The 12,953-nt window shown below is 58.5% G+C and carries 12 protein-coding genes; 1 reads left to right on the top strand and 11 read right to left on the bottom strand.

What is annotated here, in order from left to right:
• Positions 1 to 155 precede the first annotated feature (155 nt).
• Entirely contained in the window at positions 156 to 1,193 is a 1,038-nt protein-coding gene (locus A3AC_RS0109775; protein WP_025598618.1) for an integrase, read from the top strand.
• A gap of 61 nt (positions 1,194 to 1,254) precedes the next feature.
• On the opposite strand, the gene A3AC_RS30370 is transcribed toward A3AC_RS0109775, so the two are convergent.
• The 11 genes from A3AC_RS30370 to A3AC_RS0109725 all read right to left on the bottom strand — a co-directional run bounded on the left by A3AC_RS30370 (position 1,255) and on the right by A3AC_RS0109725 (position 12,876).
• Positions 1,255 to 1,425: a hypothetical protein gene (locus A3AC_RS30370; protein WP_156924592.1), complete on the bottom strand. Its 171-nt coding sequence runs from the start codon at positions 1,423 to 1,425 to the stop codon at positions 1,255 to 1,257.
• 27 nt (positions 1,426 to 1,452) lie between these two features.
• Positions 1,453 to 3,579, bottom strand: coding sequence for a hypothetical protein (locus tag A3AC_RS29130; RefSeq protein WP_051361604.1), 2,127 nt, complete (start codon positions 3,577 to 3,579; stop codon positions 1,453 to 1,455).
• Positions 3,580 to 3,603: 24 nt separating this feature from the next.
• Complete coding sequence (locus tag A3AC_RS0109765; protein ID WP_025598616.1) at positions 3,604 to 4,173, bottom strand: hypothetical protein; 570 nt, start codon at positions 4,171 to 4,173, stop codon at positions 3,604 to 3,606.
• Between the two features lie 360 nt (positions 4,174 to 4,533).
• Positions 4,534 to 4,728, bottom strand: coding sequence for a hypothetical protein (locus tag A3AC_RS0109760; RefSeq protein WP_025598615.1), 195 nt, complete (start codon positions 4,726 to 4,728; stop codon positions 4,534 to 4,536).
• Between the two features lie 30 nt (positions 4,729 to 4,758).
• The gene (locus A3AC_RS30365) at positions 4,759 to 4,965 is read right to left on the bottom strand and encodes a hypothetical protein (RefSeq protein ID WP_156924591.1); all 207 of its coding nucleotides are present in this window, start codon (positions 4,963 to 4,965) and stop codon (positions 4,759 to 4,761) included.
• A 177-nt stretch (positions 4,966 to 5,142) separates the two neighbouring features.
• On the bottom strand, positions 5,143 to 6,060 hold the full coding sequence (locus A3AC_RS0109750) for a hypothetical protein (RefSeq protein WP_025598612.1): 918 nt from the start codon (positions 6,058 to 6,060) through the stop codon (positions 5,143 to 5,145).
• A gap of 491 nt (positions 6,061 to 6,551) precedes the next feature.
• Positions 6,552 to 7,130, bottom strand: coding sequence for a hypothetical protein (locus A3AC_RS0109745; RefSeq protein ID WP_025598611.1), 579 nt, complete (start codon positions 7,128 to 7,130; stop codon positions 6,552 to 6,554).
• A 106-nt stretch (positions 7,131 to 7,236) separates the two neighbouring features.
• Positions 7,237 to 7,860 (bottom strand): recombinase family protein, encoded by a 624-nt coding sequence (locus tag A3AC_RS0109740; protein WP_025598610.1) that lies wholly within the window; start codon positions 7,858 to 7,860, stop codon positions 7,237 to 7,239.
• Between the two features lie 957 nt (positions 7,861 to 8,817).
• Complete coding sequence (locus tag A3AC_RS0109735) at positions 8,818 to 9,516, bottom strand: hypothetical protein (protein ID WP_025598609.1); 699 nt, start codon at positions 9,514 to 9,516, stop codon at positions 8,818 to 8,820.
• Positions 9,517 to 10,007: 491 nt separating this feature from the next.
• Entirely contained in the window at positions 10,008 to 10,889 is an 882-nt protein-coding gene (locus A3AC_RS0109730; protein WP_025598607.1) for a ParA family protein, read from the bottom strand.
• Positions 10,890 to 11,283: 394 nt separating this feature from the next.
• A complete protein-coding gene (locus A3AC_RS0109725) occupies positions 11,284 to 12,876 on the bottom strand; it encodes an ABC-F family ATPase (protein WP_025598606.1) in 1,593 nt (530 codons plus the stop codon).
• Between the last annotated feature and the right edge of the window lie 77 nt (positions 12,877 to 12,953).

Below are 12,953 nucleotides of genomic sequence, written 5' to 3'. Positions count from 1 at the left end.
TCTTACTTGGAGAATGTCCATGTCGTGCCTGCTATAAGGTGCGCGATGCGGGTATTCTACGCTGTGGTACCCCGACTCGTGCCAAACTGTCTCCGCTGAGTCGTCGGGGCACGGACCGCCTACACCTGCGCTTACCCTTTAAATTGGAGGCAGGTATGGGAACCATTCAGAAGCGTTGTAACGGTAGATACACAGCCAAGATTCGACGCAAGGGATTTCCTGTTCTCTCGCGCACATTCCCGAAACGCGAAGAAGCCGAAGCGTGGATAGCGGAGCAAGAAGCAGTCATCGCAGCCCGGGTCGCTGCCGCACGCACACTGGAAGAGCGAAACCGCATAGCGTCCCAGTCTGCGGCCCAATTCCGCGTGTTTGGTGATTTGATGCGCCGCTACCTTGAGGAAGTGAGTCCACAAAAGGTCGCCGCAGGCGAAGAAGCTATCCGCCTGCGCGGCCTTCTTAAACAGTCTCTTGCGGCATGTCCTCTCGAAGGCTTGACTGCCGCCCGCGTCGCTGAATGGCGCGACGAACGGATGAAGCAAGTTACCGGTGCAACGGTCAACCGGGACATGAACCTGCTCGGGCATGTGCTGGAAATAGCTCGGCGTGAGTGGGAAGCGAACTTCGAGGTAAATCCGTTCCAGCGCGTTCGACGGCCACCACAGGGGCAGTCGCGTGAACGCCGCCTGTTGCCCATCGAAGAAGCGGCGTTAATGCGTGCATGTGCGACCACCAAGAACCCGTACGTGTGCCCGATCATCGTTCTTGCGCTGGAGACCGCAATGCGTCGCAGCGAAATCGTCGGGCTTGAATGGGAACGAGTACACCTGTTGAAACGGTCGATTCAGCTCACGCGCACGAAGACCGGCAAAGGTCGCGCTGTCCCGTTGTCCCAAACAGCAATAGCGGCGCTTTCAGCACTTCGTCCGACCTCAATAACTGGCGCTGAGCCAAAAGGCAGCGTCTTTCCCGGTCTGACGCCGAACGCATTGAAACTGGCCTTCAGGCGTGCGGTCGAGCGAGCCGCCATCACCGACTTCCGCTTCCACGATCTTCGCCATGAGGCGACCTCGCGGCTATTCGAGAAGGGCCTGACGGTGATGGAGGTAGCCAGCATTACCGGACATCAAGATGTGCGCGTGCTGCGGCGGTACACCCATTTGCACGTTGCTGATCTGGCACGCAAGCTCAATTGATGCATCGGCGCTAAATGCAGTTGAGGTAGCAGCCTCGTGTGAAGCCGCTACCGCACTGCGCTTAGTATCCCCAACCGAAGGCGTTCTTCTCGGGCATACCTTGAGGAGCTTTGGAGCCATTGGCCCCGTAGCTGTGTGATTGCACCGCAGTTGCGATGCGCTTGCCGAACTCGTCGGCCTTCATGGTGACGGGCAACCACGCGCCGTCAGACTTCGTGAGATACAGTTGCATCAAGCCGCCGCCTAAGTACGTGCCGTACTACACCGAGTAGTCGGACGCGTTGAAGTTCTTCATGTCCACGTTCGGCTGCGCCTTGACTGCATCCGTGGCGAGGTCGTTGATGTACGAGCGCATCGTCTCCTGATACAGCGCCGAGTTCTGGCTCGCCACTGCACCGGGCACCTTACCCACGTAGTCCATCCAGCCCTGACCCTTGCCCCACTTGCCCCGGTCCTCTGGCACGATAGCGCCGGGAACGAGGTCCGCATTGCCAAGCACCTGCGTGTACGCCGCGCGCGCTGCGTCGTCCTGCGATAGACCGAAGGCGCGCATCTTCTGCGCCATGAGCGGTGCCACCTGCTGCGCGAGGTTCTGCTTCGCGCCGTCGCTGATGTCCCATCCCGAGAGGTTGCCCTTGCGGAACGGGTTCCACCACGCGGTGTCCTGCCGCGTCACGTCGTCGAGCGCATCGTTCTTGTCCTGCGCCGAGGGCATGGCGAGCCTCCCGCGCTGCCACTGCGTGCGGATCATGTCGAACTGCTGCGGGTCGGAAAGCACTGCACCGCTGTCGAGAATCGCCAGCATGGCCTCCGCGTGATCTCCGAAATAGGATTTCACGGCATCGACGCCACCGGGTCCGCTACGGAGCTTCTGAGCCATGTCCACCACGTTCATCTGTTGTGGCGTGGCCGGTCCTGCGCCGTCGAAGAAGCTGCCGAGAGTCGAATCGATGTAGCCCTGAAGCATCGGCGGGCGCATGTCCTTATCACGCGCGTTAGCCGAGGCATGCACCCAAAAGGTCTGCGCCTGCGGGCTATCCGGGCCTGACTTCACCGCGTCCTGATACAGCGCATTCAGCGCCGTCACCTGCGCGCCCTCAGGGATCGGAATGCCTTTCAAGTCTTCCGGGCGGTCTGCCGCCCACTTCGTCTGCACCATCACCGCAGCTTGGTTATAGTTCAACTGCTTCAGTTGCGCTTTCAGGGCAGCGAGATACTGCCGCTGGTTGTTCGCGTCCATCTGCTCAAGCACCGCACGCTGCTTGGACGGCGGGAACGGCACGGTGGCGTCGCCCCATTGAGTGCGGTACTGCGCGTTGATGTCCTCCATTTTCTGCATCGCGGCTGCATGGCCTGCTGGCGTCGTTGGGAAAGCACCGCCACCTTTGGTCATGGCAAACTCCAGCGTGGCGGCAGTGTCGAGCGACTGCGCGTACGCCGGGTTCTTCGCTGCTGCCTGCGCTTCGAGCAGAGGAATCTTGTCGTCCAATTCCGCGCGAATCTGCGGGTCAAGCTGGTTGAACTCAGGCATCTGCTTGATAGCCCGAACTGCCTGCCAGTTGCCGTTCATGGCGTTGGACACCGTGATGTCCTTGAGCGCCCGCTGATAGCTCTCCGTCGTCATGTTGTCAGGCTTGACGAGGTTCGCCGTGTACGCCGCGTGTGCCTTGCTGATGTCCTCGTCCGAGTTATCCGGGCTCGCGGCCAGCGTGGCCTGCAAGGCGCGCGCTGCGCTAGTACCCATGTTCGTGAAGCCGAGGTAGTTCTGCTCCTGCGTGTACTGCACGTACTGCTGCATGTGATGGTCGAGCATCTGCGGAAGCTGCTCCGCGAGCTTCTGCTGCACCATCGCATCGGTGAACTGATCGCCGGTTGACTGCACCTGAGACATCTTGTTCACGAGGTAGGCGCGCACCTGATCTGGCGACTTCTCACGCAACTGCGGCATGGCCTGCATGAAGCTGGTCTGCGCATCGTTCATCGCCGCGTTGACGTTGAACATCTGCGCGCCCTGCACCGTCGCATCGGGGCCGTAAATCTTCGTGTACCACGGCTGGTCGTTCTCGATCTCGATAAGCGACTTGCCCTGCGCCGCCTGTGCCATACCTTCGGCGTACTGCTCCTTCTTCGCACGGTCGATGTACGGCTGGATCATGCCCTGCGTCAGCTTGTTAAAGCTGTCGAGGCTGATGCCCGAACCGAACACACCCTGCGCGCGCTCGGCGTTGGCGAACGCGTTGATGTCTGTACCGCCCTGCGCGATGTTGCCGCTGGACTGCGAGCCGCCGCTCACACCGCCGTTAAAGGTGGTGGAGCTTCCGCCCGATGCTTGGCCCTGCTGAATGACGACGCCGCCATCACTGTCTAGGCTGAAACTGATACCCATGTCTGAGTTCCTGTTGTCTGCTGGTTAGATCGACCATCCCGCCAGCCGCAGCAAGGCCAAGAGGTCGTGATGCTGTTCGCAAAGTTGAAAGACCCGCGAGCCGGGGACCGTGCGAAAGTCCGGGTTGTCGATGTGGTGACGAAGGCACTGCACACTGAGGCGTCCAGTCGGATACTGACGCGCCGACCATTCACCGCTGCGGTACTCGATGTATTCGCCAGCCATCTCACGCCTGCGTTCATCGTTGCGAGACAGCCAGCCATCGCGCGACAGCTTCGCAGGAGGCAGGGCAACGCACCGGCCCTTGGCATCCGTTTTGAATCCGCGACCGATCTGATTACAGTCATAGCAAGCAACGTCATACACGCGCCTCCGAGCACCGCCGCACTTTGTGCACTCCTTGCCGTTGAACCATGTACGGCCAGAGATCAGCGCGTCGATTCGCTGCGGGTAGATGGTCTGCTCGCGCAATGCTTGCGCAAAGACATGATCTGCACGCGCTGCGGCGCGGTGCGCGCGCGTCAGCTTCGACGCGTATGGTGCGACTTGCCAAAGGTTCCGTGCGCGTGCGTTACGTGCGCCCTTGGGTTTCACAGCTTGCCTCTGCGATGCGCTTGAGGTGCTTCGCGCGGTGCCTGCGTTGGCGCTCCCATGCAATGCATCGACGTTTCGCTGTCAGTCGCTCGCGCCTGACGCAACGTGGATGCTCTGCACCGAGGTAACGGGTGCCATCACGAAGGAAGGCGTGGAAGCGGGTAACGCCGAACTCGGCAGTCTGCTGCCGAATGCGCGCGTTGCTTCCGTGCGATCTCCCTTGCGTGTAACGATGTATGCGCCACCTTCTATGATTTGTTCTCCTTATAGTTTCGTGTGAGAGTTGTCGCATTTCAAGGCTCTGATTCAATGATTGGTGAGCGCCGAGCGGATGCGCTTTCGGGTCGGCCAGTTAGCCAATTATGCGGGCTGCTTCATTGCCGCCTTCTCGCGGGCGCGCTGCTTGCGCGCGGCCCACGTTGGTAAGCTGCCGTGACATTGCTCGACGACTTCGCGCCAGATGCACACACCGCCGCGAGATGCGCGCTTGGTGAGCGATTCGTAATAGGCGCGCGCTGCGGCGTTATGTTCCAGTGGGTGTGCGATGGTCTTCATGCTGTTCTCCGTAGGACGCCCCTGCGGGCGTCAGTGGGTAAGAAGGTGGTCTAGATCAAGTTCGGCCTCGGCCTCGCGGGCCTCTTGAATGCGACGCAGATGTTCGGGATCACGCTGCAAGGTGGATGAACCGGGACGGCGTTGGATAGCGGCATTCCAAACGCGGTCAAGGTCCGCGCGCTGACGAGCCTGCATGATTGCGATGGGCTCGCGCTTACGGCGATGGTCGCGGCTCATGCTGCACTCCGCTTTGGGAATTCCCGGATTGCCTCATCCGACAAGCGCTGCGGCTGCACGATGCCGCGCCGTCTGTACAGCTTCGCGGTGCGTTCTCTGTTCAAGATTGCGATGTACTTCGGTTGTGTGCTCATTGTTGCTCCTTTGCGTTGGCACGCGATGATCTAGGAGACGGTGTCAAAGTTCGCGCCATCCCATCGTTCGCTCGTTCTCGTCTCGCTGCGCGGCGAGTGCGGAGTATTCCGCCGCTGCGATTTGCGCTTCTGCGTTGGCAATCCACCGCAATACAGTCGCCTCTGATACGTTGAATGGCTTGTCGCCCAACGCCTTCAGGATGTTGATGTTCTCGCGCCCCTTCGCGGTCGAAACCATGCAGCGCAGGGTGCCTCGGTCCTTCCGCCACTTCACGATGGTGCCGAACCAATTGACGCGACTGCCGGGCATGAACTCAACGCGGCCTTCGCCACTGAATGTTTTGCCGCAGGATGCTGCTCGGTTCTTTGGCTGCGGCTTGCCGCTGCGTTGCTCGACAATGCGGCGGTACAGCTTGGCTAGCGTGTCCAACTTTTCGGCTGGCTTTCCGTGGGCGTCGATCTGGACCATGCTGTTCTGCATCAGCAGCCGGTCTGCTACGGCCTGTGTCTTCGTGCCGAAGGTCGAATACCAGATGTCGTCCGGCAAGGTGCCAAGGTAGCCAGCATTGAGCTCGGCTTCCCGCATGTACGCAGTGCGCAGCTTCGCGTACTCCAGCTTGCCGGTGCGTTGATCTTCGAACAGAGCCATCAGCACATTCCGACGTGCTTGCCAGTACGCTTTGCCCGGATTGGGCCGTACTGCCAGCTTGGAGAGAACCAGCGGCGCACCGAAGTCGGGGTACCTCTCGCCGATGCGTTTGAGGCGTTCTTCCAGTGCCCGGTAATCCGTCATCACCTCCCGAATCTCTGCGGCGTAGCGTTCTTTCTCGATGTTGTGCGCCCATTTGCGTGCCTCGCTTGCGGCATCAGCATTCGAGATCAAGCCCGAGTCCAGCCGTGCCAGCGTCTCGTCTAGTTCGGCCCGAGCGTCCACGCGGACGGGCGTTTCTTTGTTTTCCATTACTTCAATCCCTATTAGTTGGTGGGCGCGATGCCCGGTCGGGTAGCTCTGCGGTCGCTGTGACCACGGCTAGGATGCGTGCTGGCTGCACGCGCGGTCGCACGCAACGAGGTAGGCCAGATTGCGCCTATGTACTTGACGCAAAAGGATAATGTGTGCTGCGTGGGTGTTTTACTGCGTGCACTTCCCGCTATTACTTAAGGTGTATGCAGTTAATAGCGGAAGCGTGCAGCCAGATCGCCTGTTAAAGCTGTGCGGGTAGAGGTCGGCTGCCCGGACTCCTGCGGCGGCTTATGAGACGCCTAGCAACGCGTACGGTACTGCAACGCGGTCTCGTATCCGGAGAGTCCAGCGTACTTGACTCCCATACCCACAGTCCGCCGGTTCTGTGTCTGCCGAGTCGTCCAAAATGGGATTCATTGCGCCCAGAAAGCACAAAGCCCGCACAGCGGCGGGCCTATTCCGGCTACCAGCGACCAACTCGCCGCCGCTCAGTGGGCGCGCGTCACGTGTCCAGAAACGTACTGGCCGTCAAGCATGTAGTCGCCCGCCGCTTCCGCCCGGATCAGCGCCTCCTCGGCGCGGTGCCTGTCACCCTCGGCTGCCGTCGAATCGGCGCGTGCCTGCCATGCCGCAGCGCCCGCCCATGCCGCCCGGATAGCACGCAGCCCCTTCTCACTGTCGCTGGCGTTCGCCGTCCACGGCTCGCACTGGAGAATCCAGCCGTCTGTATCGGCCACGGTTCCGGCCTCTGCCAGCGCCTCGTATCCGGCCTCACCCGCGTCCGCAAGCTCGGTAGCGCGATCCTCATAGCCGATCAAGAACGAGAGCCGTGCATGATCTGTATTCCACTCCGGGCAGATGTTCGTAACGATGTCGGCCCATACCACGGCGCAGTGCTCGGCCATGCTTTCCGGCCCCCACAGGAAGCCCGGACGCTTGCGGCAGTGCTGCCAATCCGTCTCCGCGTAGAACGCTCCTTCGTTGTATGCCTCATCGTGGAGATCGTCGGTCCCGATGTCGGCAGCGGTGTGACTGGCTTCGATGTTTAGTGCAATGTTCTGGTTCATGATGGTCTGCGATAATGTGCAGGCGCGCTGGCCCGCGTGTTGGATGGTTGCCCGGTCGGTCCCTGCCAAGAGTCAACCGGGTTACTGCGGTGTGCGGTGCCAGCGCCTACTTGCTGTTCATCTCCTTCGAGACTGCTGCAATCGTCGCCCGCGAGCATTCGAGGTTGGTCTGTATCCACTGCCATGACAGCCCCTTATCGAGCGCCTTGCGGATCGCCTCCCGCTTCTCTGTGTCCACAGCGCGGCCCCTGTACTTGCCCGGTGTAGCTTTGGCCTTCGCGATGCCCTCGGCCTGTCGTCTGCGCCTGTCTTCATAGTCCTTACGCGCAATCGCGGCCAACATGTCGAGCAACATGCCGTTGATCGCGTCCAGCATCCGAGCCGTGAAGTCATCGGCGCTGCCCGCCCTCAGTGCTGCGTACGAAGTCGGCAGGTCAAGTGCTACAACGCGCACACCGTGCGCCGAGATGTCGCCGCGCAGCTTGGCCCAGTCGCTAGCATTCAGGCGTGATAGCCGGTCAACCTGCTCCAGTAGCAGTACGTCGCCCTGTTCGCAGTCCGACAGCAGCCGGAACAACTCGGGACGCTGTAGGCTGGCACCGCTCTCGTTTTCCCAATACCACGAGGCCACCCGCACACCGTGCTCCTTGGCGAACGTCTGCAATGCGCCCTTAGCTCGCTTCGCGTCCTGCTCGTCAGTGGACGCCCGCATGTACGCTCGAATCATCATCTCGACCGCTCCGGTACTGTTAAGGTCATGTGATAGTACCGGTACTCATGAGGTACTACAAGCGGTATTTTCAGTACCGATTCAATGAGGTCGGTTCAGGTATGCCCTTCTAGTACCGGTGGCGTCGATTCTGCTCGCATGCGTTGTCAGGAAATGCGGGCAGAGAGCGTTTCGAGGATGAGTCCGGTTCTAACGACTATTGGTCCCGATGACAATTGCGGCATCGCTTGGCGTTTAGTAATGTTGCGCTTTTGGCCAACATCCCGGTACACATGTCTACCTTCCTTCCAACCACGCTCGTGGATTGGGCACAGATTGCATCGGCCATTGGTACGTGCGGCGCAGTCATCGTTTCGCTGTTTTTGTCAAACCGCGGCGTCCAAACGAAAGTGAAAGCCACCTGCGAAGTTGTTCCTGGTGTTTACGCGCCCCGCCTTAAGGTGACAGTACGCAATGTGGGCCGCGATCCGGTCTACCTCGTTATGCTGTCAGGAGAAGCGGCGGACGGAGCCGAGCGTTCAGAGAGATTTGTTCCGGGTCATGCTCATCTAATACTTGCGCCAAGCGCTCCAAACACCGTTGTGCTGGAGAAGCACATGACCGTTATTCAACCGTCGCAAGGACTACCGAAGCCGTGGGCACGTATGTGGATCATCGACGTTGGCGGGAAGCGATTCCCCATTAGTCGATCAACCGAATGCCTAGCCGAAATTTGGGCAGACCTGCCGTCCTGAAATGTAGTTAGACCCGGCACCGTGGCCCCTCGCTGGCTGGAAGGATGCGCCGAGCACGCCTACGGGGGAGCGCGGGCACATGTTGGCGGCGTAAGCGCTCACGAATAGGCGCAGCGAAATTAGGTCGGTGCGTCCCCGTCGATTGCTTTAAGCAGGCCAAGCGTAGAAGGATAGTGGAAACTGTCTGATGTGCGCAGCCTAAATCTCGCCCGCCTTTGCAGTCTTAGACACCGGCGAACAATGTGGCCTTTTGTGCGGCGGTGGCCATTCGGTCTAAAATACCGCGCCGTATCTCATCGGGGAATTTGTGATGGTCTTCTAGGAATGCACTCGCGAGAACATCGTTGAGGTATTCGCATACTTCGAATTCGATTTCAACGCATTCTTCTAGCGTCTTTTGGGGTGCGATAGCGTCGGTGAGATTCACCACATTCGGCATCACTGCGGTGGTCTGGGCGTGGATGTGCGCGGAAAGCAGACGGTAAGGGTCCTCCTCTCTCCTCGCCCTAACCTGCTTCAAAATCCCGAATCTCATTCCGAACGATGGGTACATCTCCGTCAGATACTTAAGAATTTCGGTCTTGAGTTTGAAGCCCTCGCCCGAAGCGTTGACTTGCCTCCATTCGATCGGATGATCTTTGAAATAAATCCACGTTAAGAGCAAATCTATCTGGGCGCGCAGCGAGAACAATGCGGGGCGCGCCAATCCTAAAGCGATACATGCGGCGGTTTCTCGGACCGCACACATTACGCCTTCCAAAAGCTCATCGGCGCACCCAGTCTTTTTGGCGACCGCGAGAAATTCAACCCATCGAATCAGAAAGAGGGCCTTCTCCTCCAATGATTGACTTAGCGCGACTCCATTTGATTTGCCAAAACCAACAGTGGCTTCCAAGAGCTTTTCAATCTGATTCTGGTGCATGCCAATGACCTATCCTTTAAGAGTCCAGTCTTTTGACACTTGATGAACCCGTCTATTTCTAATAACGGTAGCAAGATGGAGTAACTCCCGAGGCGGGACAATGCGAGCTAATTTCTCAAGCCAAACGTCGAACGACTTCTTCGATAATTGTGGCAGCGCATCGTTTTTCCGTAGATCCGGAAACTTCTCCAAGAGAGCAAGCGACAGTTCCTCCACAGCCTCACGAGTACTCATGTGTGCCTCGTCCCGCAATAGCGCAACTATCCTACCGGCAGCACTCGAATGATCGGCACTTACCGTAGGCGAGGAGAAAAGCTCCTCATTTTCTGCCCTATTCAGACTTCTCTTATCCGCGACCGAGCGAAGGTAACTCACCTCCTCCATGATTTGCGTAAGACCGCGATTACGCAATTCATTGAACAATCGAGCGATCTCACTTTCGCTAAGATCCGAACCGGCTAATAATAGGCAAAATCGACTGATCAATTTATTCATAAAAGACCCAGTACTTGTCCAAGTTCATCGACCACTCGCACAATACTATTAGTTAGCTTGGCCTTGTGCGCTACCCTTCTATCCGTGGCGAATCCGGTGTAACTTGGATTCGCTTCCAGCAATTTGGTTGTCGTCAAGTAATTGGATAACGTCCGCGATCCGAACTTGGCGCTACTTCTCAAGGCATTCTCAACAGTTGGATCATAATTACGCGTGGGAATTCCGTTAAGAAGAATGATTGTTTCCGGCGGCTTAGCAAGATTATTCATCCCAGAGACAAACTCATCCAGCAACTCAAGGCCCAAGATCGAATAGCGGTCCGGCCTAACGGGCACCAAAAGATGCGAAGCAGCCGTTATTGCACAAAGAGTCATGAATGATGAACTCGGATTGCAATCTATGCAGATCAGGTCGTATTCTTTCTGACAAGCAGAAATGAAATCAAGGAACCGTTTTCTAATCGGGGCCAACGCCTGCTCGTCATGGATGAGCGAATACTTAACCAAGCCGAAATCGCCGGGCACCAGGTCGAGGACGAAGCTGCTGGTCATCGTCCGCTTTAGGGTAACGGTAACCTCGTCAACTTTTGGTGGCTGAGCATGGCCAGAAGCAACGGTGAAGAGTGACGCGACGCCCTTGGGTTCCATCACTGAAAGAATGGTACGCCCCTCGTGCTTCAACTTTTCGTAGCGATCTTGAGGAATCACAGTCTGAGTGAGGTTGAACTGCGGGTCAAAGTCGATTAGCAGTACACGCTTCTTCAAGCGAAGATACAACACTCTTAGCACATGGGCCGTGATCGTGGTCTTACCTACCCCGCCCTTCATGTTGATCGTCGCAACGACCGGAGCCAGCTTCTGTTGATTTTTTGTAGCCATTGATTCGTCCTCGCGTCCCTTTCCTTCTTATGAGTTGGAATGCTGCCCCCTGTCATTCCGTCAACCGCGAAATTATGCGTCAAATGGTTGGCGCGCGGGCGTCCTGCAGGTAGGGCAACAGTGCTACGCGGTATCAAAATCACCGCGTCATCTGCAATGCACCGTAAGGCCCTCCCAACCATAGGATGTCGTGAGCGTGCGACGTAATCTCATGTACTTCCAAAGCCCGATGCCCCGCCGACCGTCCGCGCTCATGACTGCGCCCTCCGGTGTCGTCTTATAGCGCTATTTCGGCATCTGTGTTGCAACGACCCGCCGTTGCCAAATCAGCCATTGTCCCAATGGGACAAATCCGTGGGACAATAGGGCGACATGAATGGGTGTTCTGGGACAGTTACTGCACGCCCTGGCTCGCCAGAAAGTCCTCGTAATTGCCGCCGAAGTCGTTCAGCGTGCCATCCGTTTTCACTTCGATGATGCGGTTGGCCAGGCCGCTCACGAACTCGCGGTCGTGCGAGACGAAAATCAGCGTGCCTTCGAATTTATCGAGCGCGATTTGCAGCGACTCGATGGATTCCATGTCCATGTGGTTGGTCGGCTCGTCCATCATCAGCACGTTGTGGCGGCCGAGCATCAGCTTGCCCCAGATCATGCGGCCCTTCTCGCCGCCCGACAGCACCTTCACCGACTTGCGGATGTCGTCGGCATTGAAGAGCAGCCGGCCGAGCGTGCCTCGCACCATCTGCTCGTCGTCACCTTCCTTGCGGTAGGCGTCGATCCATTCCATCAACGTGACGTCGTCGGGAAACTCTTCGTATGTGTCTTGCGGCATGTAGCCGATGTTCGCGTTCTCGGCCCACTTCACGGTGCCGTGGTCGAGTTGCAGATTGCCGAGCAGCGAGCGCAGCAGCGTGGTCTTGCCCGCGCCGTTCTCGCCGATGATCGCAATACGCTCGCCCGGCTGCACGCTGATGCTGAAGTTGTTGAAGATGGTGCGCTCATACTTCTTGGAGATGCTGTCCGCGACCACCGCGATGTTGTGCAGCTTCTTCTCGAATTCGAAGCGGATAAACGGATTCTGCCGCGACGACGGCTTGAATTCCTCAATCTTGATCTTGTCGATCATTTTCAGACGGCTGGTGGCCTGGCGCGCCTTCGACTTGTTCGCCGAGAAGCGGCGCACGAAGTCCTGCAGGTCGGCCACGCGTTCTTTCGCCTTGGCGTTGGCGGCCTGCTGGCGCTCGCGCGCCTGGGTGCTCGCGAGCATGTAGTCGTCGTAGTTGCCCGGATAGACCTTCAGCGTACCGTAGTCCATGTCGGCCATGTGCGTGCAGACCTGGTTCAGGAAGTGGCGGTCGTGCGAGATGATGATCATCGTCGAGTTGTACTGGTTGAGCACGTCTTCCAGCCAACGGATCGAGTTGATGTCGAGGTTGTTGGTCGGTTCGTCGAGCAGCAGCACGTCCGGCTTGGAGAACAGCGCCTGCGCGAGCAGCACGCGCAGCTTCCAGCCCGGCGCGACGTTGCTCATCGGGCCGTTGTGATCTTCAATCGCGATGCCGATGCCGAGCAGCAGTTCGCCGGCGCGCGCTTCGGCGGTGTAGCCGTCGTATTCCGCGAACTTGGCTTCGAGCTCGGCGGCGTGCATGTAGTCGTCGTCGGTCGCGTCGGGATTCGCGTAGATGGCGTCGCGCTCGGTCATCGCGGCCCACATTTCGGTGTGGCCCATCATGACCACGTCGAGCACGCGCACGTCTTCATACGCGAACTGGTCCTGGCGCAGCTTGCCGAGGCGCACGTTGGGCTCGAGCATGACGTTGCCCGAGCTCGGCTCAAGGTCGCCACCGAGGATCTTCATGAACGTGGATTTACCGCAGCCGTTCGCACCGATCAGGCCATAGCGGTTCCCTTCCCCGAATTTGACCGAGATGTTCTCGAAGAGGGGCTTTGGCCCGAATTGCATGGTGATGTTGGCAGTAGACAGCACGGCGCGTCCCTTTGAATGTGATATCGGCGAAAAACCCAATATTTTAGCAGGTTATCGGAAACTGACCCGGCGGGAAT

The organism is Burkholderia sp. WSM2230 (genome assembly GCF_000472445.1).
Classification (GTDB): domain Bacteria; phylum Pseudomonadota; class Gammaproteobacteria; order Burkholderiales; family Burkholderiaceae; genus Paraburkholderia.
Note: the sequence above shows the minus strand (reverse complement) of the source record. Positions and strands in the feature narration are given on the sequence as shown.

Coding starts and splice junctions, on each gene's coding strand:
- A3AC_RS0109775 (WP_025598618.1), top strand. CDS start 156: ATGGGAACCATTCAGAAGCGTTGTAACGGTAGATACACAGCCAAGATT.
- A3AC_RS30370 (WP_156924592.1), bottom strand. CDS start 1,425: ATGCAACTGTATCTCACGAAGTCTGACGGCGCGTGGTTGCCCGTCACC.
- A3AC_RS29130 (WP_051361604.1), bottom strand. CDS start 3,579: ATGGGTATCAGTTTCAGCCTAGACAGTGATGGCGGCGTCGTCATTCAG.
- A3AC_RS0109760 (WP_025598615.1), bottom strand. CDS start 4,728: ATGAAGACCATCGCACACCCACTGGAACATAACGCCGCAGCGCGCGCC.
- A3AC_RS30365 (WP_156924591.1), bottom strand. CDS start 4,965: ATGAGCCGCGACCATCGCCGTAAGCGCGAGCCCATCGCAATCATGCAG.
- A3AC_RS0109750 (WP_025598612.1), bottom strand. CDS start 6,060: ATGGAAAACAAAGAAACGCCCGTCCGCGTGGACGCTCGGGCCGAACTA.
- A3AC_RS0109745 (WP_025598611.1), bottom strand. CDS start 7,130: ATGAACCAGAACATTGCACTAAACATCGAAGCCAGTCACACCGCTGCC.
- A3AC_RS0109740 (WP_025598610.1), bottom strand. CDS start 7,860: ATGATGATTCGAGCGTACATGCGGGCGTCCACTGACGAGCAGGACGCG.
- A3AC_RS0109735 (WP_025598609.1), bottom strand. CDS start 9,516: ATGCACCAGAATCAGATTGAAAAGCTCTTGGAAGCCACTGTTGGTTTT.
- A3AC_RS0109730 (WP_025598607.1), bottom strand. CDS start 10,889: ATGGCTACAAAAAATCAACAGAAGCTGGCTCCGGTCGTTGCGACGATC.